Origin of the sequence: Streptomyces sp. NPDC049541 (assembly GCF_044465725.1) — a bacterium.
Taxonomy (GTDB): domain Bacteria; phylum Actinomycetota; class Actinomycetes; order Streptomycetales; family Streptomycetaceae; genus Streptomyces.
Map to the genome: position 1 here is coordinate 866,331 of NZ_JBITLY010000001.1, position 21,609 is coordinate 887,939.

Annotated in this window: 22 protein-coding genes, 1 pseudogene and 2 riboswitches; of the genes and pseudogenes, 10 read left to right on the plus strand and 13 right to left on the minus strand. The window is 70.7% G+C overall.

What is annotated here, in order from left to right:
- Positions 1 to 32 precede the first annotated feature (32 nt).
- Positions 33 to 153, minus strand: a riboswitch (cobalamin riboswitch).
- A gap of 187 nt (positions 154 to 340) precedes the next feature.
- The 3 genes and pseudogenes from ACIBW9_RS03955 to ACIBW9_RS03965 form a co-directional block, all read right to left on the minus strand.
- Positions 341 to 676 (minus strand): RidA family protein, encoded by a 336-nt coding sequence (locus ACIBW9_RS03955; protein ID WP_398952086.1) that lies wholly within the window; start codon positions 674 to 676, stop codon positions 341 to 343.
- A 72-nt stretch (positions 677 to 748) separates the two neighbouring features.
- A pseudogene (locus ACIBW9_RS03960) lies at positions 749 to 1,195 on the minus strand (nuclear transport factor 2 family protein); the annotation flags it as partial.
- 42 nt (positions 1,196 to 1,237) lie between these two features.
- Positions 1,238 to 2,266: an MBL fold metallo-hydrolase gene (locus ACIBW9_RS03965; RefSeq protein WP_398950920.1), complete on the minus strand. Its 1,029-nt coding sequence runs from the start codon at positions 2,264 to 2,266 to the stop codon at positions 1,238 to 1,240.
- Between the two features lie 283 nt (positions 2,267 to 2,549).
- Between ACIBW9_RS03965 and ACIBW9_RS03970 the strand changes: the two genes are divergently transcribed.
- From ACIBW9_RS03970 to ACIBW9_RS03980, 3 genes are all read left to right on the plus strand, one after another.
- Positions 2,550 to 4,007: an aldehyde dehydrogenase gene (locus ACIBW9_RS03970; RefSeq protein WP_398950922.1), complete on the plus strand. Its 1,458-nt coding sequence runs from the start codon at positions 2,550 to 2,552 to the stop codon at positions 4,005 to 4,007.
- 6 nt (positions 4,008 to 4,013) lie between these two features.
- Positions 4,014 to 4,247: a ferredoxin gene (locus tag ACIBW9_RS03975; RefSeq protein WP_398950924.1), complete on the plus strand. Its 234-nt coding sequence runs from the start codon at positions 4,014 to 4,016 to the stop codon at positions 4,245 to 4,247.
- Positions 4,248 to 4,337: 90 nt separating this feature from the next.
- Positions 4,338 to 4,525: riboswitch (TPP riboswitch) on the plus strand.
- Positions 4,526 to 4,582: 57 nt separating this feature from the next.
- Positions 4,583 to 5,446 (plus strand): tetratricopeptide repeat protein, encoded by an 864-nt coding sequence (locus ACIBW9_RS03980; RefSeq protein ID WP_398950926.1) that lies wholly within the window; start codon positions 4,583 to 4,585, stop codon positions 5,444 to 5,446.
- Between the two features lie 22 nt (positions 5,447 to 5,468).
- Here ACIBW9_RS03980 and ACIBW9_RS03985 read toward each other — a convergent pair whose 3' ends face one another.
- Positions 5,469 to 6,119, minus strand: coding sequence for a TetR family transcriptional regulator (locus ACIBW9_RS03985; RefSeq protein ID WP_398950928.1), 651 nt, complete (start codon positions 6,117 to 6,119; stop codon positions 5,469 to 5,471).
- A 210-nt stretch (positions 6,120 to 6,329) separates the two neighbouring features.
- On the opposite strand from ACIBW9_RS03985, the gene ACIBW9_RS03990 reads away from it, so the two are divergent.
- The 3 genes from ACIBW9_RS03990 to ACIBW9_RS04000 are packed head-to-tail and all read left to right on the plus strand — an operon-like array spanning position 6,330 to position 9,501.
- Positions 6,330 to 7,706 carry a glycosyltransferase family 4 protein gene (locus ACIBW9_RS03990; protein WP_398950930.1) on the plus strand — a complete coding sequence of 459 codons (1,377 nt, stop codon included), beginning with the start codon at positions 6,330 to 6,332 and terminating at the stop codon, positions 7,704 to 7,706.
- Positions 7,700 to 8,434 (plus strand): class I SAM-dependent methyltransferase, encoded by a 735-nt coding sequence (locus ACIBW9_RS03995; protein WP_398950932.1) that lies wholly within the window; start codon positions 7,700 to 7,702, stop codon positions 8,432 to 8,434. Before ACIBW9_RS03990 ends, ACIBW9_RS03995 begins: the two co-directional genes overlap by 7 nt.
- Entirely contained in the window at positions 8,431 to 9,501 is a 1,071-nt protein-coding gene (locus tag ACIBW9_RS04000; RefSeq protein WP_398950934.1) for a prenyltransferase/squalene oxidase repeat-containing protein, read from the plus strand. The genes ACIBW9_RS03995 and ACIBW9_RS04000 overlap by 4 nt, the downstream gene beginning before the upstream one ends.
- 25 nt (positions 9,502 to 9,526) lie before the next feature.
- Here the strand turns inward: ACIBW9_RS04000 and ACIBW9_RS04005 are convergent, their stop codons facing one another.
- The 8 genes from ACIBW9_RS04005 to ACIBW9_RS04040 form a co-directional block, all read right to left on the minus strand.
- The gene (locus ACIBW9_RS04005; protein WP_398950936.1) at positions 9,527 to 9,814 is read right to left on the minus strand and encodes a hypothetical protein; all 288 of its coding nucleotides are present in this window, start codon (positions 9,812 to 9,814) and stop codon (positions 9,527 to 9,529) included.
- Positions 9,815 to 9,862: 48 nt separating this feature from the next.
- On the minus strand, positions 9,863 to 10,873 hold the full coding sequence (locus tag ACIBW9_RS04010) for an LLM class F420-dependent oxidoreductase (RefSeq protein ID WP_398950938.1): 1,011 nt from the start codon (positions 10,871 to 10,873) through the stop codon (positions 9,863 to 9,865).
- A gap of 118 nt (positions 10,874 to 10,991) precedes the next feature.
- The gene (locus ACIBW9_RS04015; RefSeq protein WP_398950940.1) at positions 10,992 to 11,801 is read right to left on the minus strand and encodes a hypothetical protein; all 810 of its coding nucleotides are present in this window, start codon (positions 11,799 to 11,801) and stop codon (positions 10,992 to 10,994) included.
- An 83-nt stretch (positions 11,802 to 11,884) separates the two neighbouring features.
- Positions 11,885 to 12,856, minus strand: a complete 972-nt coding sequence (locus tag ACIBW9_RS04020; protein ID WP_398950942.1) for an N-acetylmuramoyl-L-alanine amidase — start codon at positions 12,854 to 12,856, stop codon at positions 11,885 to 11,887.
- A 241-nt stretch (positions 12,857 to 13,097) separates the two neighbouring features.
- On the minus strand, positions 13,098 to 13,517 hold the full coding sequence (locus tag ACIBW9_RS04025) for a type II toxin-antitoxin system VapC family toxin (RefSeq protein WP_398950944.1): 420 nt from the start codon (positions 13,515 to 13,517) through the stop codon (positions 13,098 to 13,100).
- The gene (locus tag ACIBW9_RS04030) at positions 13,514 to 13,747 is read right to left on the minus strand and encodes a FitA-like ribbon-helix-helix domain-containing protein (protein ID WP_398950946.1); all 234 of its coding nucleotides are present in this window, start codon (positions 13,745 to 13,747) and stop codon (positions 13,514 to 13,516) included. Before ACIBW9_RS04030 ends, ACIBW9_RS04025 begins: the two co-directional genes overlap by 4 nt.
- Positions 13,748 to 14,071: 324 nt before the next feature.
- Positions 14,072 to 14,725, minus strand: coding sequence for a class I SAM-dependent methyltransferase (locus tag ACIBW9_RS04035; protein WP_398950948.1), 654 nt, complete (start codon positions 14,723 to 14,725; stop codon positions 14,072 to 14,074).
- A 166-nt stretch (positions 14,726 to 14,891) separates the two neighbouring features.
- On the minus strand, positions 14,892 to 16,625 hold the full coding sequence (locus ACIBW9_RS04040; RefSeq protein WP_398950950.1) for an MFS transporter: 1,734 nt from the start codon (positions 16,623 to 16,625) through the stop codon (positions 14,892 to 14,894).
- A 215-nt stretch (positions 16,626 to 16,840) separates the two neighbouring features.
- Here ACIBW9_RS04040 and ACIBW9_RS04045 point away from each other — a divergent pair, with 215 nt between their 5' ends.
- From ACIBW9_RS04045 to ACIBW9_RS04060, 4 genes are all read left to right on the plus strand, one after another.
- Complete coding sequence (locus tag ACIBW9_RS04045; RefSeq protein ID WP_398950952.1) at positions 16,841 to 18,031, plus strand: lipid-transfer protein; 1,191 nt, start codon at positions 16,841 to 16,843, stop codon at positions 18,029 to 18,031.
- 64 nt (positions 18,032 to 18,095) lie between these two features.
- Entirely contained in the window at positions 18,096 to 19,535 is a 1,440-nt protein-coding gene (locus ACIBW9_RS04050) for an MFS transporter (RefSeq protein WP_398950954.1), read from the plus strand.
- A gap of 51 nt (positions 19,536 to 19,586) precedes the next feature.
- Entirely contained in the window at positions 19,587 to 20,129 is a 543-nt protein-coding gene (locus ACIBW9_RS04055) for a SigE family RNA polymerase sigma factor (RefSeq protein WP_398950956.1), read from the plus strand.
- Positions 20,129 to 20,935, plus strand: a complete 807-nt coding sequence (locus ACIBW9_RS04060) for a hypothetical protein (RefSeq protein ID WP_398950958.1) — start codon at positions 20,129 to 20,131, stop codon at positions 20,933 to 20,935. The genes ACIBW9_RS04055 and ACIBW9_RS04060 overlap by 1 nt, the downstream gene beginning before the upstream one ends.
- 25 nt (positions 20,936 to 20,960) lie before the next feature.
- Here the strand turns inward: ACIBW9_RS04060 and ACIBW9_RS04065 are convergent, their stop codons facing one another.
- On the minus strand, positions 20,961 to 21,593 hold the full coding sequence (locus ACIBW9_RS04065) for a response regulator (RefSeq protein ID WP_398952088.1): 633 nt from the start codon (positions 21,591 to 21,593) through the stop codon (positions 20,961 to 20,963).
- Positions 21,594 to 21,609: the final 16 nt, after the last annotated feature.

Genomic DNA, 21,609 nt, shown 5'->3' on the forward strand with positions numbered 1-21,609 from the left:
CGTGAGCCGGTCACCACCGCGCGGGGCAGTCCGGCTGGCCGCCCGGTGCGGGCGGGTCACGGTTGCGGGTCAGCGCCGGAATTGCACCGGCTTCCCCCCGTACGGCGTGATGACGACCTGGCCACTGTACCGGCCCGTAGGAAAACGCTGAGAACCGCCTGTGAGGGGCGGCGGCTCCGGCGTCGTGGGCCCGTACGCGCGCACGCATACCTCGTGCCCGGGTACGGCTGTCCGCCTCCAGTCCAGCGACCCGGTGATGCAGCGGCTGTCCGGGCCATGCTTGCCGCCCTCCTCGGCGAGGCAGAGCAGTTGATCCGTACGATCGCGTAGGCGCGCGCGCTCAGCCGACGACGGCCACCGCGTCCACCTCCACCAGCACACCGTCCCGGACCGGCCGCGCCACCACCGTCGTACGAGCGGGCAGGAGCGAGCAGTCCGTGAAGAACTCCCGGTAGACACGGTTGAACTCGGCGAAGTGGGTGCGGTCGGCCAGATAGCAGGTGCAGCGGGTGATCGACCGCCGGTCGCCGCCCGCCGCCGCGACGACGGCCTCGACGTTGGCGAGCACCTGCCGTGCCTGCCCGTCGAAGTCCGCGGGCATCTCGCCGGTCGCCGGATCCAGCGGCCCCTGGCCCGAGGTGAACAGCAGCGGACCGCTCCGCACCCCTTGGGACAGCGGCGGTGCGCTGCCGTCGCCGAAGGGGACGAAGGGCGCGCGGTCGGTGCGGACGGGTTCGAGGGGGCCGCGGCCGACGCGCGGGGTCGGGCCGCCGAAGGGGAGGCGCAGGGTGCGGGAGGCGAGCAGCCAACGGCCGTCGACGCGGCGGAAGCTGTCCTCGTAGTGGCCCACCTGGACGGGAGGCCCGGCCGGGACCATGCCGCCCGTCCAGCCCTCGATCCGGTACGTCGTGAAGTACGACGTGGCCTCGGCCGTGTCCGCCGAGGTCACCGTCACACGGATGTTGGACATGACCCGCCGCGAGAGCTTGTCGGCGGGCCGTGCGCCGAAGTACTTCCGCAGCGCCTCCCGCCCCTCGGACCGCCTCCCGTCCCCCGGAGGCGGCCACTCCCACCAGCCGTCCTCCGTGAACAGCTCGGCCACGGCGGCCGGTTCGCCGAGGTCCAGGCGGTGGACGAAGTCGAGGATCAGACGCTCGCAGGCACGTTCGGCGAGGAGTTGCTGCAACGGGTTCATGGGACCGTTGGTACCAGCGGCGGATCACCGTGCGCGACCGCTTCACACCGCCACGTACGTCACCGGCTCGCTCCCCGCCACCGCCTCCGCCCGCCCCAGCTTCACCAGCCGCCGCAGATGCGCCTCGGCCTCCGAGACCGCGATGTTCCGCGACCCGTCCGGGATCTGGGCCCAGGGCCGGTTCCACTCCATCCGCTCGGCGAGTTGCCAGGGGGTGAGCGGCTCCACCAGGAGGGACTGGAGGCCGGTGAGGCGCTCCTCGTGATGGTCCAGCAACTCCCGGACGCGGGCGGGCGCGTCGGCGAACACGTGCTGGTGGGCGGGGAGCACCTCGGCGGGGGCGAGACGGCCGACGCGTTCGAGGGAGTCGAGGTAGTCGCCGAGGGGGTCGGTGACCGTGGTGTCGTCGGGGTCCTCGTACAGGCCGATGTGCGGGGTGATCTCGGGGAGCAGATGATCGCCGGAGAACAGCCGCCCGTGGCCCGGGAGTCGGTCCGGGTGCTGCTCCTCCAGGTGCAGGCAGACATGGCCGGGGGTGTGCCCCGGCGTCCAGATCGCGCGCAGCCGGCGGCCCGGGAGGTCGAGCAGCTCGCCGGGGACGATCTCCCGGTCGGGCAGGGCGGGGGAGAAGACCGGCAGGGTGGTGCGGGGCGCCGCGTCGCGCAACGGCGCCACGTGCTCCTCGGGGGCGCCCGCGGCGACCAGCTTGGCGGTCATGTACGCGAACCAGCGCCCCGGCCGGGTGTCTCGGGTGCGCCGCACGATCGCCGTGTCCGCGGCATGCATGGCGATCCAGGCGCCGGACGCCTCACGCACCCTGCCGGAGAGGCCGTGGTGGTCGGGGTGGTGGTGGGTGATGACCACACCGTGCACCTCGCCCACCGCCGTACCGCAGGCCACCAGCCCCTCGACGAGTGTGTCCCAGGAGGCGGGGGCGTCCCAGCCGGTGTCGACCAGTACGGGGCCGCGGTCGGTGTCGACGACGTAGACCAGCGTGTGGCCGAGCGGATTGTCCGGAATGGGGACCTTGATCGACCGGACGCCTCCGCCGTGGTCGTACACCTGCGTCATGGGCTCCCCAATCACCGCGAACCGGCCACGCTCGGCCCACTGCTGCGCCATTCCGGGGGACAACCCCCCGGACCCCCAGCAGAAAAGCAGGTCAGCCACGGCGGCCGACGCGGACATCGCGAGGCAGGCACGAGTATAACTAGAACGCGTTTCGATAGGAGCCCAAGTCACCTGTCCACGCGGTCAACTCGTGTGCGGTCCGTGGACTCCTCCGAGGGGAACTGGTATCAGTGCCGTATCTGATGAACCGTCAGAGACAGGCGCTTCGGGGAGGCAGTCGGCCATGACCGAGCTCGTGGAACACGGACAGCTGTTCATCGGCGGGGAGTTGACCGACCCCCTCGGCAAGGACGTCATCGAGGTGGTCTCGCCGCACACCGAGGAGGTCATCGGGCGGGTGCCGCACGCCTCTCGGGAGGATGTCGACCGGGCCGTCGCCGTCGCCCGCCGTGCCTTCGACGAGGGGCCCTGGCCGCGGATGACGCTCGACGAGCGGATCGAGGTCGTCACCCGGATCAAGGACGCGATCGCCGTACGGCACGAGGAGATCGCCCGAGTGATCTCCTCCGAGAACGGGTCCCCGTACTCGTGGAGCGTGCTCGCGCAGGCGCTCGGCGCGATGATGGTGTGGGACGCGGCGATCACCGTCGCCCGGAACTTCACGTACGAGGAGCGGCGCGACGGTGTGCTCGGGAAGATCCTGGTGCGGCGTGAGCCGGTCGGGGTCGTGGCGGCCGTGGTCCCCTGGAACGTCCCGCAGTTCGTGGCCGCCGCCAAGCTCGCGCCCGCGCTGCTCACCGGCTGCACGGTGGTGCTCAAGCCGTCGCCCGAGTCTCCGCTGGACGCCTACATCCTGGCCGACATCACCCGCGAGGCCGGTCTGCCGGAGGGTGTGCTGTCGATCCTGCCCGCGGACCGCGAGGTCAGCGAGTACCTGGTCGGACACCCAGGGATCGACAAGGTCGCCTTCACCGGTTCGGTGGCCGCGGGCAAGCGTGTGATGGAGGTGGCGTCCCGCAACCTCACCCGCGTGACACTGGAGCTGGGCGGCAAGTCGGCGGCGGTCGTCCTGCCGGACGCGGACGTGGCCACCACCGTCGCGGGCGTCGTCCCGGCGGCCTGGATGAACAACGGCCAGGCGTGCGTGGCCCAGACCCGCATCCTGCTGCCGCGCTCGCGCTACGACGAGTTCGCCGAGGCCTTCGCGGCCGCGGCGAGCGCCCTGGTCGTCGGTGACCCGCTGGATGCGGCGACCCAGGTCGGCCCCCTCGTCGCCAGGCGCCAGCAGCAGCGCAACCTCGACTACATCCGCATCGGCCAGGAGGAGGGCGCCAAGATCCTCACCGGCGGCGGCCGCCCGCCGGGCCTGGACCGCGGCTGGTACGTCGAGCCGACCCTCTTCGGCGACGTCGACAACTCGATGCGCATCGCGCGGGAGGAGATCTTCGGCCCGGTGATCTGTCTGCTCCCGTACGGCGACGAGTCCGAGGCCCTGAAGATCGCGAACGACTCCGACTACGGGCTCAGCGGGAGTGTCTGGACCGCGGACGTGGCTCACGGCATCGAAGTCGCACGCCAGGTCCGCACCGGAACGTACTCCGTGAACACCTTCAGCCTCGACATGCTCGGTCCGTTCGGCGGCTACAAGAACTCCGGCCTGGGGCGGGAGTTCGGACCCGAGGGCTATGGCGAGTACCTCGAACACAAGATGATCCATCTCCCGGCCGGCTGGGAGGGCTGAGCGACCATGGGCGACCGCTGGCACGTCGAGGTCGACCGCTCCCTCTGCATCGGCTCGGCCCAGTGCGTCCACCGCGCTACCGGGGCCTTCCGCCTCGACTCCGCCATGCAGTCGCACCCCGTCGAGCCGGAGCCCGACGCCAACGAGCGCATCCTGGAGGCGGCGGAGAACTGCCCGGTGGAGGCGATCGTGATCACGCTGTTGGGGAGCGGGGAACCCGTGTTCCCGCCGGAGGAGTAGAGCCCCGAGCAGGACCCGAAAAGAGTCCGAAAAAATCTACTTTCAGGGGTTTCATTCCCGGTCGGGCGTTCTATTCTGGGAATTGGCCTACGGGACGAGTGAGGGAGTCCGAACCGGAGTAGCCGATTCTGGCGTGAAGCAGTCAGTCCGCTGGGACCGACGTCGACGGTCCGGGCTGAGAGGCCGGAAGGCCGTGGATCGCGAGGTCCGCGACTGGAAGGCGACCTCCACTACCTGACCCGGGTAACGCCGGCGAAGGGAACCCGTCTCGTAGGTCCTTTGCGTGCCCGATACGCTCCTGCGGTTGCCGTAGGAGCGATCAGGGGCGGGGAAGCGTGCGCAAGGCCGAGGCCGGACAGCTGATCAAGCAGGCTCGTGAGGCATGGAAGGCCGAGGAGTGGTTGCGCGCCGCCGGCCTCTACGAGCAGGTGCTCGCCCGTTTCCCGGACGAGAAACCGAGCGCCGACTGGTGGTACGACGCGGCGCTCGCCCACAAGTTCCTGCGGAACTGGGCGAAGGCGTACGAGCTCGGACGCGAGGCCGCGGCCCGGGCGCCGCGCGGCGAGGGCGACCCCGCGTACTGGAACCTGGGCATCGCCGCGACCATCCAGCGCGACTGGGCGACGGCCCGCGACGCCTGGGCCGGCTTCGGCATCGACCTCCCCGACGGCGAGGGCGAGATCGTCGGCGGCTTCGGCAACGCCTGCGTGCGGCTCGACACCGGCGGCGAGCGCGAGGTCGTGTGGATCGAGCGGCTGTGCCCGACACGCGGGCGGGTGGTGAACGTGCCGGTGACCGGCGGCCGTCGGTACGGCGAGATCGTCGTCCACGACGGCGAGCCCAAGGGGGAGCGGATCCTCGACGGCGTGACCTTCCCCGTCTTCGACGAACTGCTCCTCTTCGAGGCCTCCGAGTTGCCCACCCTGGAGGTGACCGTGGCGGCCGGCGAGACGGACGACCTGCGGGCCCTGCTCGACCTGTTCGGCGAGCACGGCTACGGCGCCGAACCGGCCAGCAGCGTTCGCGTGCTCTGCGCCTGCTGCAGCGAGGGCACCCATCAACAGGAACGGAGCCTGCCGTCAGGTGCCCAGACGGTGTCCCTCGCGGCCCCCGAGGAGGACGCCCGACGGCTGCTCGCGCAGTGGGCGGACGGCGCGGCGATCGGGCGCAGCTGGAGCGGGCTGGCGACGGTCGGCTGAGACGCCGCCGTTTCGGGTGCGGCTAGGACGGTTTTTCGGACGCCGTCGGATCCGTCAGGTCGATCAGCCGGCACACCGTCTCGATGTCGATCTTGACCTGGGCGATGGAGGCACGGCCCGAGAGCCAGGTGATCAGGGCCGAGTGCCAGGTGTGCTCGATGACCCGGACCGCGGAGAGCTGCTCGGCGGTCGGGTTCTCCAGGCCCATCGCGTCCAGGATGATCACGGTGGTCTGGCGGGAGACCTGGTCCACCTCGGGCGACACGCTCCGGTCGGCGAAGGTCAGCGCACGCACCATCGCGTCGGCCAGATGCGGCTCGCGCTGGAGCGCACGGAAGGCCCGCATCAGCGTCTCGGCGACCCGCTCGGCCGCCGTCTCGCCCTGCGGCGGCTTCTTCCGCAGCGTGCCGTGCATGTGCTCCAACTGGTCCTGCATGGTGGCGACCAGCAGATGGATCTTGGACGGGAAGTAGCGGTACAGGGTGCCCAGCGCCACCTGCGAGGACTCGGCCACCTCACGCATCTGCACCGCGTCGAAACCACCCCGGCTGGCCAACTGCGCGCTCGCGTGCAGGATGCGCCGACGACGCGCCTCCTGCCGCTCCGTGAGGGGCGGGGAGGCCGGCTGCGAGGTACGTGCTTCCACCTTGGCCACCTTCGCTTGCGCAGGCATGGATCCCGTTCCGTGACAGTCGGTGAGGGCTGGTGATCGCACCGAGTTTGGCAGGGCCCCGGCCGTGGCGCGAATCACCTGATCCACTGCTCACCGCGCCCCTACCTGCCGGTAGATTCAGAGCCTCCTGGACGATCAAGTCTGAAACTTGTTCTAGATTAGCGTCCCGGCGTAATCTCGCGGGACAGTGCAGGCAGAAGGGGGCCCAGAGTGACCGCTGAGGCCAGTCAGGCGGGTCCCCAGGAGGACCTCGCCGCCGACGGCGAGCGACCGCTCCACATCGCGCTCCTCACCTATAAAGGGAACCCGTTCTGCGGCGGACAGGGCGTCTACGTCCGCCATCTCTCCCGCGAGCTGGCCCGCCTCGGCCACCGCGTCGAGGTCATCGGCTCCCAGCCCTACCCCGTGCTCGACGAGGGCGAGGACTACGCCGGCCGGCTGAGCCTGACCGAGCTGCCGAGCCTCGACCTCTACCGTTCCCCGGACCCCTTCCGCACCCCGGGGCGCGACGAGTACCGCGACTGGATCGACGCGCTGGAGGTCGCGACCATGTGGACCGGCGGCTTCCCGGAGCCGCTGACCTTCTCCCTGCGCGCCCGCCGCCACCTCCGCGCCCGCCGCGGCGAGTTCGACGTCGTGCACGACAACCAGACCCTCGGATACGGCCTGTTGGGCGATGTGGGCGCCCCCCTGGTGACCACCATCCACCACCCCATCACCGTCGACCGGCAGCTGGAGCTGGACGCCGCCGAGAACTGGCAGCAGCGCTGGGGCAAACGGCGCTGGTACGCCTTCACCCGCATGCAGAAGCGCGTCGCCCGCCGCCTGCCCTCGGTCCTCACCGTCTCCGGCACCTCGCGCGCCGAGATCATCGACCACCTCGGCGTACGGGACGACCGTATCCACGTCGTGCACATCGGCGCCGACACCGACCTCTTCTCGCCCGACCCGTCCGTCCCCGTGGTGCCGGGCCGGATCGTGACGACGTCCAGCGCGGACGTCCCGCTCAAGGGCCTGGTCTTCCTCGTCGAGGCGCTCGCCAAGGTCCGCACCGAGCACCCGGACGCCCACCTCGTCGTCGTCGGCAAGCGCCCCACCGAGGGGCCCGTCGCCCAGGCCATGGAACGCTACGGCCTCGAAGGCGCCGTCGAGTTCGTCAAGGGCATCTCGGACGCCGAACTCGTCGACCTCGTCCGCTCGGCGGAGGTCGCCTGCGTACCGTCCCTGTACGAGGGCTTCTCCCTGCCGGCAGCCGAGGCGATGGCCACGGGCACGCCGCTGGTCGCGACGACCGGCGGCGCGATTCCGGAGGTCGCCGGGAGGGACGGGGAGACGTGCCTGGCGGTGCCGCCGGGTGATCCGGGGGCGTTGGCGGCAGGGCTGAACCGTCTCCTGTCCGACCCGGAACTGAGGGCGCGGCTCGGTCGCGCCGGGCGTGAGCGGGTGCTGCGGCACTTCACCTGGGCGCGCGCCGCCGAGGGCACGGTGGCCCGGTACCGAGAGGCGATCGGCGGCTCCGCCGCCAGGAATCCCGGCCGCTTCGCGGCCTCAGAGGCTGTCTACTCCGAAAGCAGGGCCACGTGCTGACCGTCGACTTCTCCCGGTTCCCGCTCGCCCCGGGCGACCGCGTCCTGGACCTCGGCTGCGGCGCCGGCCGGCACGCGTTCGAGTGCTACCGGCGCGGCGCCCAGGTCGTGGCGCTCGACCAGAACGGCGAGGAGATCCGCGAGGTCGCGAAGTGGTTCGCCGCGATGAAGGAGGCGGGCGAGGCCCCCGCGGGCGCCACCGCCACGGCGATGGAGGGCGACGCCCTGGCGCTGCCCTTCCCCGACGAGTCCTTCGACGTCGTCATCATCTCCGAGGTCATGGAGCACATCCCGGACGACAAGGGCGTACTCGCCGAGATGGTCCGGGTGCTCAGGCCCGGCGGCCGCATCGCCATCACCGTCCCGCGCTACGGCCCCGAGAAGGTCTGCTGGGCGCTGTCCGACGCCTACCACGAGGTCGAGGGCGGCCACATCCGCATCTACAAGGCGGACGAACTGCTGGCCAAGATCCGCGAGGCGGGCCTCGAGCCCTACGGCACCCACCACGCGCACGCGCTCCACTCCCCCTACTGGTGGCTGAAGTGCGCGTTCGGCGTCGACAACGACAAGGCGCTGCCGGTGAAGGCGTACCACAAGCTCCTGGTCTGGGACATCATGAAGAAGCCGCTGGCCACCAGGGTCGCCGAACAGGCCCTCAACCCCCTGATCGGCAAGAGCTTCGTGGCCTACGCGACCAAGCCCCACCTGCCCTCGGTGGATGCCCGGTGACCACTCCCCGGACAGAACACCTCGTCCTGCCCGGGGTCCTCACCGCCGAGCAGGCCGCCGCGACCGTCCGCGGGATCCTCGCCGTACAGCGGGAGGACGGCGCGATCCCGTGGTTCCGGGGACACCACCTGGACCCCTGGGACCACACCGAGGCCGCGATGGCCCTGGACGCGGCGGGCGAGCACGAGGCCGCCGAGCGGGCGTACGAGTGGCTGGCACGGCACCAGAACGCTGACGGCTCCTGGTACGCGGCCTACGCCGACGGCGACTTCGCGGACGTCACCGACCACGCCCGCGAGACGAACTTCGTGGCGTACATCGCGGTGGGCGTCTGGCACCACTACCTCTCCACGGGGGACGACACCTTCCTGGACCGCATGTGGCCGGCCGTCTACGCGGCCGTCGAGTACGTCCTGCGGCTCCAGCAGCCCGGCGGCCAGATCGGCTGGAAGGGCGAGGAGGACGGCAGCTTCACCACCGACGCCCTGCTGACCGGCTCCTCCTCCATCCACCACGCCCTGCGCTGCGCGCTCGCCATCGCCGAACAGCGCGAAGAACCGCAGCCCGACTGGGAGTTGGCGGTCGGAGCGCTCCGCCATGCGATCCGTCGCCACCCGGAGCGGTTCCTCGACAAGGACCGCTACTCGATGGACTGGTACTACCCGGTGCTGGGCGGTGCGCTGACGGGCACGGAGGCCAAGGCCCGCATGGAGGAGGGCTGGGACCGCTTCGTCGTCCCCGGCCTCGGGGTGCGCTGCGTCGTCCCCAACCCATGGGTGACCGGCGGCGAGTCGGCCGAACTCGCCCTCACCCTGTGGGCGATGGGCGAGTCCGACCGCGCGCTGGACATCCTCCAGTCGATCCAGCACCTGCGGGACCCCGAGACCGGCCTGTACTGGACGGGCTACGTCTTCGAGGACGAGGCGATCTGGCCACGGGAGCTGACCACCTGGACGGCAGGCTCCCTGCTGCTGGCGGTCGCCGCCCTCGGCGGCCACGAGGCGACCTGCACGGTGTTCGGCGGCGAGCAGCTGCCGAGAGGGCTGGATCCGGACTGCTGCGCCTGATCTCCGGGCGCAGCCGGGCGGGTGGTCAGTGCCGCGTCATCCGTCCGGCGATCGCGTGGCCGACGAACAGGTAGACCACCGCTGCCAGGCCGTAACCCGCGACCACACGGGCCCAGGCCTTGTCGAAGGTGAACAGGTCACGCGACCAGCCGGCCAGCCAGTTGGCCACGTTGTGGACGAACTGCACCAGCTCGTTGGCACGGTTGGCGTCCAACAGGTACATCAGGATCCACAGGCCCAGTATGAGGGCCATGATGTCGGCGACGATCGCTATGACCGCCCCGGCTCGATTGCCGCTGCTGTATCGAGACATGCTTTTCGGATTGCCGCCGGATGCTGTATGAAACCCGAACGGGTTCCCTCAGGAGTTCAGCTCCGCCAGCACCCGCAGCGACTCCCGGTCGGGGGAGAGGGCCAGCAGGTCCGTCACGGGCCCCTTGCGCCACAACTCAAGGCGCTCGGCGATCCGTTCACGGGGTCCCACCAGGGAGATCTCGTCGGCGAAGGCGTCCGGTACGGCGAGTACGGCCTCCTCGCGCCGCCCGGACAGGAACAGCTCCTGGATGCGCCGGGCCTCCTCCTCGTACCCCATCCTCGCCATCAGATCGGCGTGGAAGTTGCGCGCCGCGTGCCCCATGCCGCCGATGTAGAAGCCGAGCATGGTCTTCACGGGCAGCAGGCCTTCGCTCACGTCGTCGCAGACCCGGACCTGTGCCATGGGGGCGACGAGGAAGCCCTCGGGGGCACCGGCGAGCGAGGCCTCGTAGACCTCCGGGCGGGTCGGCGACCAGTACAGGGGGAGCCAGCCGTCGGCGATACGGGTCGTCTGCGCGACGTTCTTCGGCCCTTCCGCCCCGAGGAGGACGGGAAGGTCGGGACGCAAGGGGTGCGTGATGGACTTGAGGGCCTTGCCGATGCCGGTGCCGTCCGCGCCGCCGTACGGATGGGAGTGGAAGCGGCCGTCGAGCACGACCGGCCCCTCCCGCCTGAGCACCTGCCGTACGACGTCCACGTACTCCCTGGTCGCGGTCAGCGGCGACCTAGGGAACGGCCGCCCGTACCACCCCTCGACCACCTGCGGCCCCGACAGCCCGAGGCCCAGCATCATGCGCCCGCCCGAGAGGTGATCGAGGGTCAGGGCGTGCATGGCGGTGGTGGTCGGGGACCGGGCGGCCATCTGCGCAACGGCCGTCCCCAGCTTGATGGTCGACGTCTGGGCGGCGATCCAGGTCAGCGGGGTGAAGACGTCGGACCCCCACGACTCGGCCGTCCACACGGAGTCGTACCCGAGCCGCTCGGCCTCCTGCGCGAGGGACACGTGGTCGGGGGAGGGGCCGCGACCCCAGTAGCCGAGGGCGAGACCGAGTCGCATGGCGCCTCCATCAGATACCTGACGGTCAGTCAGTCACGGGCTGCAAGCTGCGACTGTACGACACCGGCCCCCCACCCGGAAGGGCGAGGGGCCGGTGGCTGCCGGTGGTCGGCGGGTGTCAGCCGCGCTGGATGCCGGAGGTGTCCTGCAGTACACCGCGGCGGCCGTCCTGCGTCTGGGCGACCAGGGCCGGCCCGCGCTGCTCGACGGCCAGGTACCAGGTGCCCGGCGCCAGTTCGGCGATCGGCGTGGGCGAACCGTCCTCCGCGAACAGCGGCCGCGGCACCGGAACGGCGAACCAGAACGGCGAGAACTCCCCGGCCGGCGGCTGCGCCTGCGCCTGCGGCTGCTGGGCCCCGTAGGGCTGCCCGGCCTGCGGCTGCCCGCCGTAGGGCTGCTGCTGGGCGGCACCGGGGTAGCCGTAACCGCCGGGGGGCTGGGCGCCGTAGGGCTGGGGGGCGGCGGGCTTGGGGGCGGGGATGAGCGCGGCCTGGAGGGCGGGGACCAGGGGGGTGGCGATGGCGGCGCCGGCCATGACCAGGGTGGCGACCAGGGCGAGGATCAGACCGGTGCCGGGGTCGGGGCCGCTGCCCGCAGTGCGGAGGTTGTCCACGGCGCCGATCGGGTCGAAGACGTTACCGAGGGCGCTCCATGCGGCGAAGACCGTGAAGGCGATGCCGAACTGACCGAGGTCCAGCCCCGCGACCTTGCGCGGCTGCGGCAGGGCCCGGCTGACGACGACGAGCGCGGCACCGATGATCCCCGCCAGCACGACACTGAGCACGACCGGCCCGCTCCCCCAGAGGCTCGGGATGTCGCTGCTGCTTGCGCCGTCGATCGAGTAGATGCTGAGGAACGACGCGATGAACAGCAACACCGCTGCTCCGATCACCACGCCGTCGCCTCGTGTGAGGGAGCGGATATTCACTTCAGGTCCTTCGTAAGTCGTCTCGTCGTCGGTAGACACTATCGTCCGTCCGAGCAAGGCGTCCGCCGGGATCAGCTCGCTGATCACGAACCGTGCAAGAAACTCACGATTCCATCAGAGATTCCTTGCGCGGCCTTCTGCCGCCAGGCCCCGCTGGTGAGCAGTGCCGCGTCCTTGCTATCGCGCATGTTCCCGCATTCGATGAACACCTTGGGAACCGTTGACAGATTGAGACCGCCCAGGTCCTTACGCGTGACGAGGCCGGTGCCGTCGCCGACGTAGTTGGAGGGCGGTTCACCCGTGACGCGGACGAAGTTGCCCGCGATGCGCTCGCCGAGGGCGGCGGAGGAGGCGACGATGGGGCGGGTGTCGGCGGCGCCCGCGTGGACGGAGCCGGGAAGGATGACGTGGAAGCCGCGGTTGCCGGCCGCGGAGCCGTCCGCGTGGATGGAGATCGCGGCGTCGGCGTGGGCCCGGTTGCCGATCTGCGCCCGCCGGTCCACACAGGGGCCCCAGGCGGGGGAGTTGCCGTCGTGGGTCAGCTTCACGGTGGCGCCCAGCTTCTCCAGCAGGGCCTTGAGGCGATGGGACACGTCCAGGGTGAACTGGGCTTCGGTGTAGCCCGAGTTGGTGGACGTGCCCGTCGTGTCGCACTCCTTCTTGTTCGTGCCGATGTCCACCTTGCGGGCGATCTCGGTGGCGTGCTGGAAGTTGCCGGGGTTGTGTCCGGGGTCGATGACGACGACCTTGCCCTTGAGGGGGCCGGATGCGGCGGGCGCCGACGAGGTGGCCGAGGCGAGAGTGGGCGCCGGGCTGTTCGGGTTCTTGTCGTCGCCGGCGGGGGAGGAGGCGGACGCGCCGGAGGTCGCCGCCGCGGACGTCCGTACGGTCGCCTGAGCCGTCCCACCACCATCACCGCCGCTCCCGCCCACCGCTTCGTAGACAAGCCACCCGAGCAGGGCACCCGGCACGAGCGCGGCGACCGCCACGGTCAGGGGGCTGCGCCGGGGACGGCGGGGCTGGGGAGGATCGAAGTCCGGGCCTACGTAGGACACGTCTGCCACCCTAGCGGCCGTTCTGGGAGTGCATGCGATCCAAGGCGGCTCAACGGGTGGCTCGTGGGAAGCCTTCGATGATCAGCCGCGGGGCGAACGACAACCCGTTCGCCGCAGGGCGCGCAGCGCCTCGATGACCGAGACCTCAGCGAAGGCGGCTGATCAGGGCTCGACCTTGATGTTGGTGGCACAGTCCGCGGTCCAGGAACCGGTTTGGTTCAAGGATCCTCGGTCTTTCCGGTCAAGCACCGAAGTCGAGGATGCGGCACTTGGCGATCCGTCCGACGCCCCGGGCAATGCGGGCATCGGTGGTCACCAAGGTGAGGCCGAGGACCTCGGCCAGCGCCACATACGTCGCGTCATACACCGACAGATTCGCGGCCAGGGTCCGCACGCGCGCAGTGAGGGGGAGGGCCGGATGGCGCGTGAGGGGCAGGTCGGCGAACTCCTTGAGATAGCGGTCCACTTCAGCCTTGCCGAGCGTCGGCTTGCCTCCTCTGGTGCCCTTTCCCATGCCGAGCACCGACGAGGCGACCTCTGTGTCGATCAGGTACGGGGCGTGGATCTCGTCCTCGGCCGCGATTCGCTCGCGCACTCGCCGGGCGAGCGGGCCGCTGGAGGTGAGGAACTCGGTGACTGCGGAGGCATCGACGACGATCACCGGCCCCTCCGGCCCTCATCCAGGGCGGCGAGGATGTCGTCGTGGGTGACCTGGTCACTCGCGTAGCGCTCGGCGCGGGCGGCCATCTCGGCGAGGCTGGGTTTCGATGCCTCCCGCACGATGAGGCCGAGGAGATAGCCCTGTATCGACTGGCCGGCCTCGGCGGCGCGGATCTTGATGGTGCGGGCGATGTCGTCGGGTACGTCCCGCACGGTGAACGCAGTCGTCATGACTGCATTTTATCGTCAGTGCTGTCATTTTGCAGTCACTCAGCCCTTGGCTTCACGACGGACTGCTGACCGGTGAACTCGTCCTCCGGGACTGAGAACATGTCGCCACACGGAGATGGGGAGGGCCTTTGTCCGCTGACGGCCATGACGCCTGGCAGGAGACCGTCTATCTGCTGCGCTCGCCCGCCAGCGCCCGACGCCTCATGGAGGCTGTCGCCCGCGCCAAGACAGGTGAGGCGGCAGACACGAGGTTGATCTATGAACTACGCGACCTTGCAGGCGCCGAGGCGTGAGGAGTGTGGCCTTCTGTCCGGACGGGCAGGGCTACTGCCCCACCCCTGTCCGCCGCAAGACGCGCAGTGAGCCGGTCACCGCGACCTCCGTGAACGCGCCGGACTCCAGCGCCCGCAGGTAGACCCGGTACGGCGCCTGACCCGTGAACTCGTCCTTCGGGTCCGGGAAGACGTCGTGGATGAGGAGCAGGCCGCCTTCGGCCACATGGGGGGCCCAGCCCTCGTAGTCGGCGGTGGCGTGCTCGTCGGTGTGGCCGCCGTCGATGAAGACCAGGCCGAGGGGGGTGCCCCAGAACGATGCGATCTGCGGCGAGCGGCCCACCAGCGCCACCACGTGCTCCTCCAGCCCCGCGCGGTGCAGAGTGCGGCGGAACGTCGGCAGCGTGTCCATCAGCCCGATCTCCGGGTCGACGGTCTCCGGGTCGTGGTAGTCCCAGCCCGGCTGCTGCTCCTCGCTGCCGCGGTGGTGGTCGAGGGTCAGCGCGGTGACACCGCTCTCGCGGGCGGCATCGGCGAGCAGGATCGCGGAGCGCCCGCAGTACGTGCCGACCTCCAGCAGGGGCAACCCAAGACCGCCCGCCTCGACAGCGGCCGCGTAGAGCGCCAGCCCCTCATCGACGGGCATGAACCCCTTCGCCGCTTCGAACGCGGCCAGGATCTCGGGCTTGGGTGCGGCCGCGGGCATGCGGGTCCTTTCGGTCGTACGTACGTCTGCGGCCCCCATGCTGCCGCACCCCAGGTCGAGAGACTCGCTAGGGGGTGCGGCATGGTTTCGGCTTTTAGGGGCGCGGGGAACTGCGCGACCAGCCACGATGGCGAGTCAGCCGCCCGACAACAGAACCGACCGAGTGCTACGCGCTCACGGTCCCATCGGGGAACGACAGATCCAGATCCACCGCATCCTCACCGGGATGCGTAGCCGAAGACGCAAGCGGCCCATGCCCCGAGGCCCGTGCGGCCAGCACGTACGCCCCCTCGGCCGGCACGGCAAGTGCATAGCTGCCGTCCTCCTCGGACAGCGTCGCGCCCGCTTGGCGGCCCCGCCGGTCGATCAGCGTGACCTTCGCCCGGGCCACCGGAGAGCCGTCCGCACCGAGCACCCGGCCACGGAACCCGCGCAGCACTTCCTCCGCACGCTCCACGACGGCGTCGTCCTCCTCGCTGCTCGCAAGCAACTGCGGCGCCCGGTTCGGCTTGGGCAGGAACAGGGCCATCAGCAGACCGATGGCGACCGCGCCGGTCGCGATCAGGAAGGAGACGCGGAAGCCGTGCATGGTCGGGATCTCGACGCCCCCGACGTTGTTCGCGGTGTTGGCCAGCACCATGCCGATGACGGCGCTGGACACGGACGTACCGATGGAACGCATGAGTGTGTTGAGGCCGTTCGCCGCGCCTGTCTCGGAGGCCGGGACCGCGCCCACGATCAGTGCGGGGAGGGACGAGTACGCGAGGCCGATGCCCGCGCCCAGCACCACCGCGATGACCAGGCTCTGCCACGGCGCGCTCATCAGGCCGAGCCCGGCGCCGTAGCCGATCGCGATGATCAGCAGGCCGAGGATCAGGGTGACCTTCGGGCCGTACTTCGCGGACAGGCGGGCGTAGACCGGCGCCGTGAACATCATCGTCAGGCCCAGCGGGGCCACCAGCAGGCCCGCGACGACCATCGACTGGCCGAGGCCGTAGCCGGTCGCCTTCGGGAGCTGGAGCAGCTGCGGAAGGACGAGGGAGACGACGTAGAAGGAGACACCGACCATGATCGACGCGAGGTTGGTGAAGAGGACGGCCGGGCGGGCCGTCGTCCGCAGGTCCACGAGCGGGGCGCTCATCCGCAGCTCGAGGACGCCCCAGAGCACGAGTACGACGGCCGACGCACCGAACAGGCCGAGCGTCGTTCCGGAGGTCCAGCCCCAGTCGCTGCCCTTGGTGATCGGCAGGAGGAAGAGGACCAGGCCGGCGGAGAGGCCGAGTGCGCCGAGCAGGTCGAAGGAGCCCTCGGCGCGCATCGGGGACTCCGGTACGACCAGGAGGGTGAGCAGGATGGAGAGGGCGCCGAGGCCCGCGGCGCCGTAGAAGAGGGCGTGCCAGTCGGCGTGCTGGGCGACCAGGGCCGCGAGCGGCAGGGCGAGACCGCCGCCGACGCCGATGGAGGAGCTCATCAGGGCCATCGCCGAGCCGAGCTTCTCGCGGGGCAGCATGTCGCGCATCAGGCCGATGCCGAGCGGGATGGCGCCCATGGCGAAGCCCTGGAGCGTACGGCCGGCGATCATCGTGAGCAGTTCGCTGGTGAGGGCGCTGATCAGGGCGCCGACCACCATCACGGCGAGGCTGAGGATCAGCATCCGCCGCTTGCCGTAGAGGTCGCCGAGGCGGCCCATGATCGGGGTGGCGACGGCTCCCGAGAGAAGTGTCGAGGTCAGGACCCAGGTGGCGTTGCTGGGTGCGGTGTCCAGCAGCTGCGGCAGGTCCTTGATGACCGGGACGAGCAGGGTCTGCATCACCGCGACAACGATGCCCGCGAAGGCGAGTACCGGGACCACGGCCCCGCTCGCCCGCCGGGCGGGCTGTTCGGTCGTCGTGTGCGTCATGGGGTGAGGCCTCCAGGCCGTACGAGTGGAAGAGCTGTGCGAGATAAGTGCTGGGTAAACCTCGTATGCACAGGCAACTATTCCGTTGCTTCGGGTCTCTAATGAATTCTTGACCCGGTCATGGGAATCTGATCAGTCGTCAGGCCTGGCGGGTTGGTGGAACGTGTTCTAGTCTCGCGGGCCATGAAGGCATACCGCGTAAGGCGTACCGCGCCATGAAGGCCTACGTCGTCGGGGTCGGGATGACCCGGTTCGAGAAGCCTGAGACCCGTGACTGGCAGTACTGGGACATGGTGCGGGAGTCCGGTGGTGCCGCCCTGGCCGACGCGGGGATCTCGTACCGAGATGTGGAACAGGTTCCTGTCGGCTACTGCTTCCAGCCCTCGACCGCCGGGCAGCGTGCCGCGTATGAGCTGGGTCTCACCGGCGTACCCGTTTACAACGTCAACAACAACTGCGCGACCGGCTCGACCGCCCTGATGCTGGCCCGGCAGCTCGTGGAGGGTGGGGCCGCCGACTGCGTACTGGCGCTGGGCTTCGAGAAGATGAAGAAGGGCGCACTGGGCGGAGGCGCTGAGGGAGGAGACTTCGCCACCTCCCCGGTCGCGCGGCACTACGGCATCATGGCCGCCCGCCACGGCTTCGAGATGACCCCGCCGACCGCCCAGATCTTCGGCGACGCGGCCCGTGAGCACATGGAGCGGTACGGCACGACCGAGGCGCAGCTCGCCGCCGTGGCCGCCAAGAACCACCGGCACTCGGCGCACAATCCGTATGCGCAGTTCCGGGACGTGTACGAGGTGGACGACATCCTCGCCGCGCGCACCGTCCACCGGCCGCTGACCAAGCTCCAGTGCTCGCCGACCTCGGACGGCGCGGCGGCCGCACTCGTCGTCTCCGAACGGTTCGTGGAGCGGCGGGAGCTGGGCGCGAAGGCCGTCGAGATCGTCGCGCAGGCGATGACGACCGACACGGAGGAGTCCTTCGCGTCCGGGTCGTGCATCGACGTCGTCGGGCAGCCGATGTCGCGGGAGGCGGCCCGGCAGGTGTACGAGCGGGCCGGGCTCGGGATCGGCGACGTGGACGTCGTGGAGCTGCACGACTGCTTCTCCGTCAACGAGCTGCTGACGTACGAGGCGCTCGGGATGTGCGGGGAGGGGGAGTCCGGGAAGCTCGTCGAGTCGGGGGCGACGACGTACGGCGGGCGGTGGGTGGTGAACCCGTCCGGCGGGCTGATCTCCAAGGGGCATCCGCTGGGGGCGACCGGGATCGCCCAGGTGGCCGAGCTGGTGTGGCAGCTGAGGGGCGAGGCGGGGGCGCGGCAGGTGCCGGGGGCGCAGGTCGGGCTCGCGCACAACATCGGGCTGGGCGGGGCGGCGGTGGTGACGCTCGTCCGAGCGGTGTAGGTCCTGCGGAGGAGGACCCCGTGGGGCGAAATCCCGATGCAAGGACCGTAACCCGGTTGAGAGCATGACAGGCATGTTGGAAGCCGCTGACGTCACCCGGAGTTCGTCCCGTCGTACCGCCCCTCCCACCTGGCTGGTCGTGGCGCTCGCCTGCGCCGGGCAGTTCCTGGTGGTGCTCGATGTGTCGGTCGTCAATGTGGCGCTGCCGTCGATGCGGGCCGACCTGGGGCTGAGCCCGCAGGGACTGCAGTGGGTGGTGAACGCGTACGCGATCGCCTTCGCCGGGTTCATGCTGCTCGGCGGGCGGGCCGGGGACCTGTACGGGCGCAAGCGGATGTTCCTGGTGGGGCTCGCCCTGTTCACCGCCGCCTCGCTGGGCGGCGGGCTGGCGCAGGAGGGCGGTCAGCTGCTGGTCGCGCGGGCCGTGCAGGGGCTGGGGGCCGCGGTGCTCGCGCCCTCGACGCTGACCATTCTCACCTCGGCCGTTCCCGAGGGGGCCGCGCGGGCGCGGGCGATAGCGACCTGGACCGCGGTGGGCGCCGGTGGTGGAGCGGCCGGCGGGCTGGTCGGCGGGGCGCTGGTGGACGGGCTGTCGTGGCGGTGGGTGCTGCTGATCAACGTGCCCATCGGGGCGCTGGTGCTGGCCGGCTCGCTGCGCTGGCTGGCGGAGAGCCGCAACGGGGACGGGCGGCGGCTCGATCTGCCGGGTGCGCTGCTGGTGACGGCGGGGCTCGGGACGCTGGCGTACGGGATCTCGCAGACGGAGGCCGAGGGGTGGACGGCGGCTGCCACCCTGGTGCCGCTTGCCGCCGGGCTTGCGTTGATCGCGCTGTTCCTGGTCGTGGAGGCGCGTACGGCGGCGCCGCTGATGCCGCTCGGGCTGTTCCGGGTGCGGGCCGTGTCCTCGGCGAACGCGGCGATGTTCGTGAACGGGTCCGCGATGTTCTGCATGTGGTTCTTCATGACCTTGTACGCGCAGAACGTGCTCGGCTACACGCCCTTCGAGGCCGGGCTGGCGCTGGTGCCCAGTTCCCTGGCGGTGCTGCTCGGCTCCAAGTCGGCGCCCCGGTTCCTGCCGGTCTTCGGCGCGCGGAACGTGGCCGTGCTCGGGACGGTCCTGGCTGCGACGGGCTTCGCCTGGCAGTCGATGATGACGCCCGAGGGCAACTATCTGACGGAGATCATGTTCCCGGGGATCCTGATGATGCTGGGGGCGGGCCTCACGGCGACCCCGCTCGCCGCGCTCGCCACGTCCGGGGCGGCTCCGGGGGAGGCCGGGCTGGTGTCGGGGCTGGTCAACACCTCGCGCACGATGGGCGGATCGCTGGGGCTCGCGGTGATGTCGACGATCGCGGCGACGCGCACGGCGGGCAGTGGTGCGCCGGGGGCGCTCACGGAGGGGTACGCGCTGGTGTTCCGGACGGGCACCGGGGTGCTGCTGGCGGGGGCGGTGCTGATGCTGGCGTGGCTGCCACGGAGAATTTCGACGAGTTCCACGGGGTGAGGCAACGATCCGGGCTGTCCATGGACTCCTTCTGACATCTAGGAGGTACCCATGGGGGATCGCAAGGAAGCTCGGGACAAGGAGTTCCAGAGCTTTGTCACCGGCCGCTGGCCGCGGCTGCTGCGCACGGCATTTCTCCTCACGGGGGAGCAGCACGCCGCGGAGGACCTGGTCCAGTCGACGCTCGAGCAGGTCTACGTGGCCTGGCGCCGGGTCGGCTCGGCGGACGACCCGGAGGCGTATGTACGGCGCGTGATGATCAACGCGCATGCGCGCAAGCACCGCAGAAAACTGCGGGAGTTCCTGGCGCCGAAGCACGACTCGGGGCTGGCGCGCGAGATCGCCGACACGGGTGACCGCATCGCGCAGGCCGACGACCGGGGCGTCCTGCTGAAGGCGCTCGCCCAGCTGCCGGTGCGGCAGCGGGAGGCGGTGGTCCTGCGGTACTGGGAGGACCTCACCGAGACCCAGACGGCCGAGGCGATGGGCTGCAGCGTCGGCGCGGTGAAGAGCAACGCGGCCAAGGGGATCGCGAAACTGCGCGCCATACCGGGACTGGCGGACATGGTGACAAGTGGGGGAGGGCGTAAGTGATGAGCGCGGACCGGGAGACGAACCACGACATGACGAACACCGACATCGCCCTGCTGCTCGCCGATGCCGCGGACGGGGTCGAGATCGGTATAGCCCCCACCCAGGCGGTGATCCGCGGTGGCCGGCGACGCCGGGCCCGGCGCTGGGCGGTGGCCACGGCGGCGGCACTGGCGATCGTCGGCTCCACGGGGACGCTGGCGCTCGCTGGGCTGCCTGGGGAGCACCGGGCGCAGGAGGTGGCAAAGCCGACGTCTCCCGAGGCGCGGCATGTGTACGAGCCGCAGCGGACCGAGCTGGCCCGGGGCACCTACAAGGGCAAGGAGTGGCACGCCGCCGTCCAGTTGTGGGGGGCGCCGCGCGACGAGACGGAGGCGGCCGGGCAGTTCGCCGCCATGGCCGAGCTGGGGCTGAAACCGGATATCCGCAAGCCGGCCGACCTGATCGGCAAGATCTCGTTCTTCGCGACCCGGAGCTACGGCGACGACCGCGCCCAGCAGGTCATTTACAGCACCGCCAGCAAGCTGGAGCCCTTTGCCGGCACGGACCTGGAGGCGATCGCGACCCGGTTCTCGCCCGGTGCCGAGAGCTCGGGGCGGCTGGTGATCGGCTTGGTTGCCAAGTCGGCGCAGGAGGTCACCTGCCACTGGAAGGACGGCCGCAGCAGCGTGGCCCGTCCGGCCGATGGCTTCTCGGCCCACGACGACGGAAACGCGATCCGCGAGGCCGACGGCTTCACCACGGAGAACTTCTTCGTCTGCGTGGCCCCGCAGGGCACGGCCTACCAGTCGGCGGAGGTGACGAAGTAACGCCTTCGGCCGACCCGCCGGGAGGTCAGAGCCACCCCTGCTGCCGGGCCTCCCGTACCGCCTCCGCGCGGTTGCGGGTGCCGGTCTTGCCGATCGCGGCGGAGAGATAGTTGCGGACCGTCGACTCCGACAGATGCAGCTTGGCGGCGATGTCGGCGACCGTCGCACCGTCCACGGACGCCTTGAGGACGTCGCACTCGCGGGCGGTGAGCGGGCTCGGCCCGGCGCTGAGCGCGGCGGCCGCGAGCGCGGGGTCGATCACGGTCTCGCCGGTCAGCACCTTGCGGATCGCGGCGGCCAACTCCTCGACGGGGCCGTCCTTCACGAGGAAGCCGGCAGCTCCGGCCTCCATCGCGCGGCGCAGATAGCCGGGCCGTCCGAAGGTGGTGAGGATCAGCACCCGGCAGTCGGGGACCTGCTCGCGCAGCCCGGCCGCCGCGTCCAGGCCGCTCATGCCCGGCAGTTCGATGTCCAGCAGGGCCACGTCGGGCCGGTGGGTCAGCGCGGCGTCCACGATCGCGTCGCCCGCCGCGACCTGGGCGACGACCTCCAGGTCCGCCTCCATACCGAGCAGCAGGGCGAGCGCGCCCCGCATCATTCCCTGGTCCTCGGCGAGCAGGACCCGCACGTTCTTCGACGGCCGGTGATCCCGGGGCATCTCGTTCACCGTCCAA

What these genes read in the sequence shown, in the direction of transcription:
- ACIBW9_RS04060 (WP_398950958.1), top strand. Translation starts at nt 20,129, where the DNA reads ATGAGCGCGGACCGGGAGACGAACCACGACATGACGAACACCGACATC.
- ACIBW9_RS04050 (WP_398950954.1), top strand. Translation starts at nt 18,096, where the DNA reads ATGACAGGCATGTTGGAAGCCGCTGACGTCACCCGGAGTTCGTCCCGT.
- ACIBW9_RS04030 (WP_398950946.1), bottom strand. Translation starts at nt 13,747, where the DNA reads ATGACGACTGCGTTCACCGTGCGGGACGTACCCGACGACATCGCCCGC.
- ACIBW9_RS03975 (WP_398950924.1), top strand. Translation starts at nt 4,014, where the DNA reads ATGGGCGACCGCTGGCACGTCGAGGTCGACCGCTCCCTCTGCATCGGC.
- ACIBW9_RS04040 (WP_398950950.1), bottom strand. Translation starts at nt 16,625, where the DNA reads ATGACGCACACGACGACCGAACAGCCCGCCCGGCGGGCGAGCGGGGCC.
- ACIBW9_RS03965 (WP_398950920.1), bottom strand. Translation starts at nt 2,266, where the DNA reads ATGACGCAGGTGTACGACCACGGCGGAGGCGTCCGGTCGATCAAGGTC.
- ACIBW9_RS04035 (WP_398950948.1), bottom strand. Translation starts at nt 14,725, where the DNA reads ATGCCCGCGGCCGCACCCAAGCCCGAGATCCTGGCCGCGTTCGAAGCG.
- ACIBW9_RS04010 (WP_398950938.1), bottom strand. Translation starts at nt 10,873, where the DNA reads ATGCGACTCGGTCTCGCCCTCGGCTACTGGGGTCGCGGCCCCTCCCCC.
- ACIBW9_RS03970 (WP_398950922.1), top strand. Translation starts at nt 2,550, where the DNA reads ATGACCGAGCTCGTGGAACACGGACAGCTGTTCATCGGCGGGGAGTTG.
- ACIBW9_RS04005 (WP_398950936.1), bottom strand. Translation starts at nt 9,814, where the DNA reads ATGTCTCGATACAGCAGCGGCAATCGAGCCGGGGCGGTCATAGCGATC.
- ACIBW9_RS03985 (WP_398950928.1), bottom strand. Translation starts at nt 6,119, where the DNA reads ATGCCTGCGCAAGCGAAGGTGGCCAAGGTGGAAGCACGTACCTCGCAG.
- ACIBW9_RS04065 (WP_398952088.1), bottom strand. Translation starts at nt 21,593, where the DNA reads ATGCCCCGGGATCACCGGCCGTCGAAGAACGTGCGGGTCCTGCTCGCC.
- ACIBW9_RS04055 (WP_398950956.1), top strand. Translation starts at nt 19,587, where the DNA reads ATGGGGGATCGCAAGGAAGCTCGGGACAAGGAGTTCCAGAGCTTTGTC.
- ACIBW9_RS04045 (WP_398950952.1), top strand. Translation starts at nt 16,841, where the DNA reads ATGAAGGCCTACGTCGTCGGGGTCGGGATGACCCGGTTCGAGAAGCCT.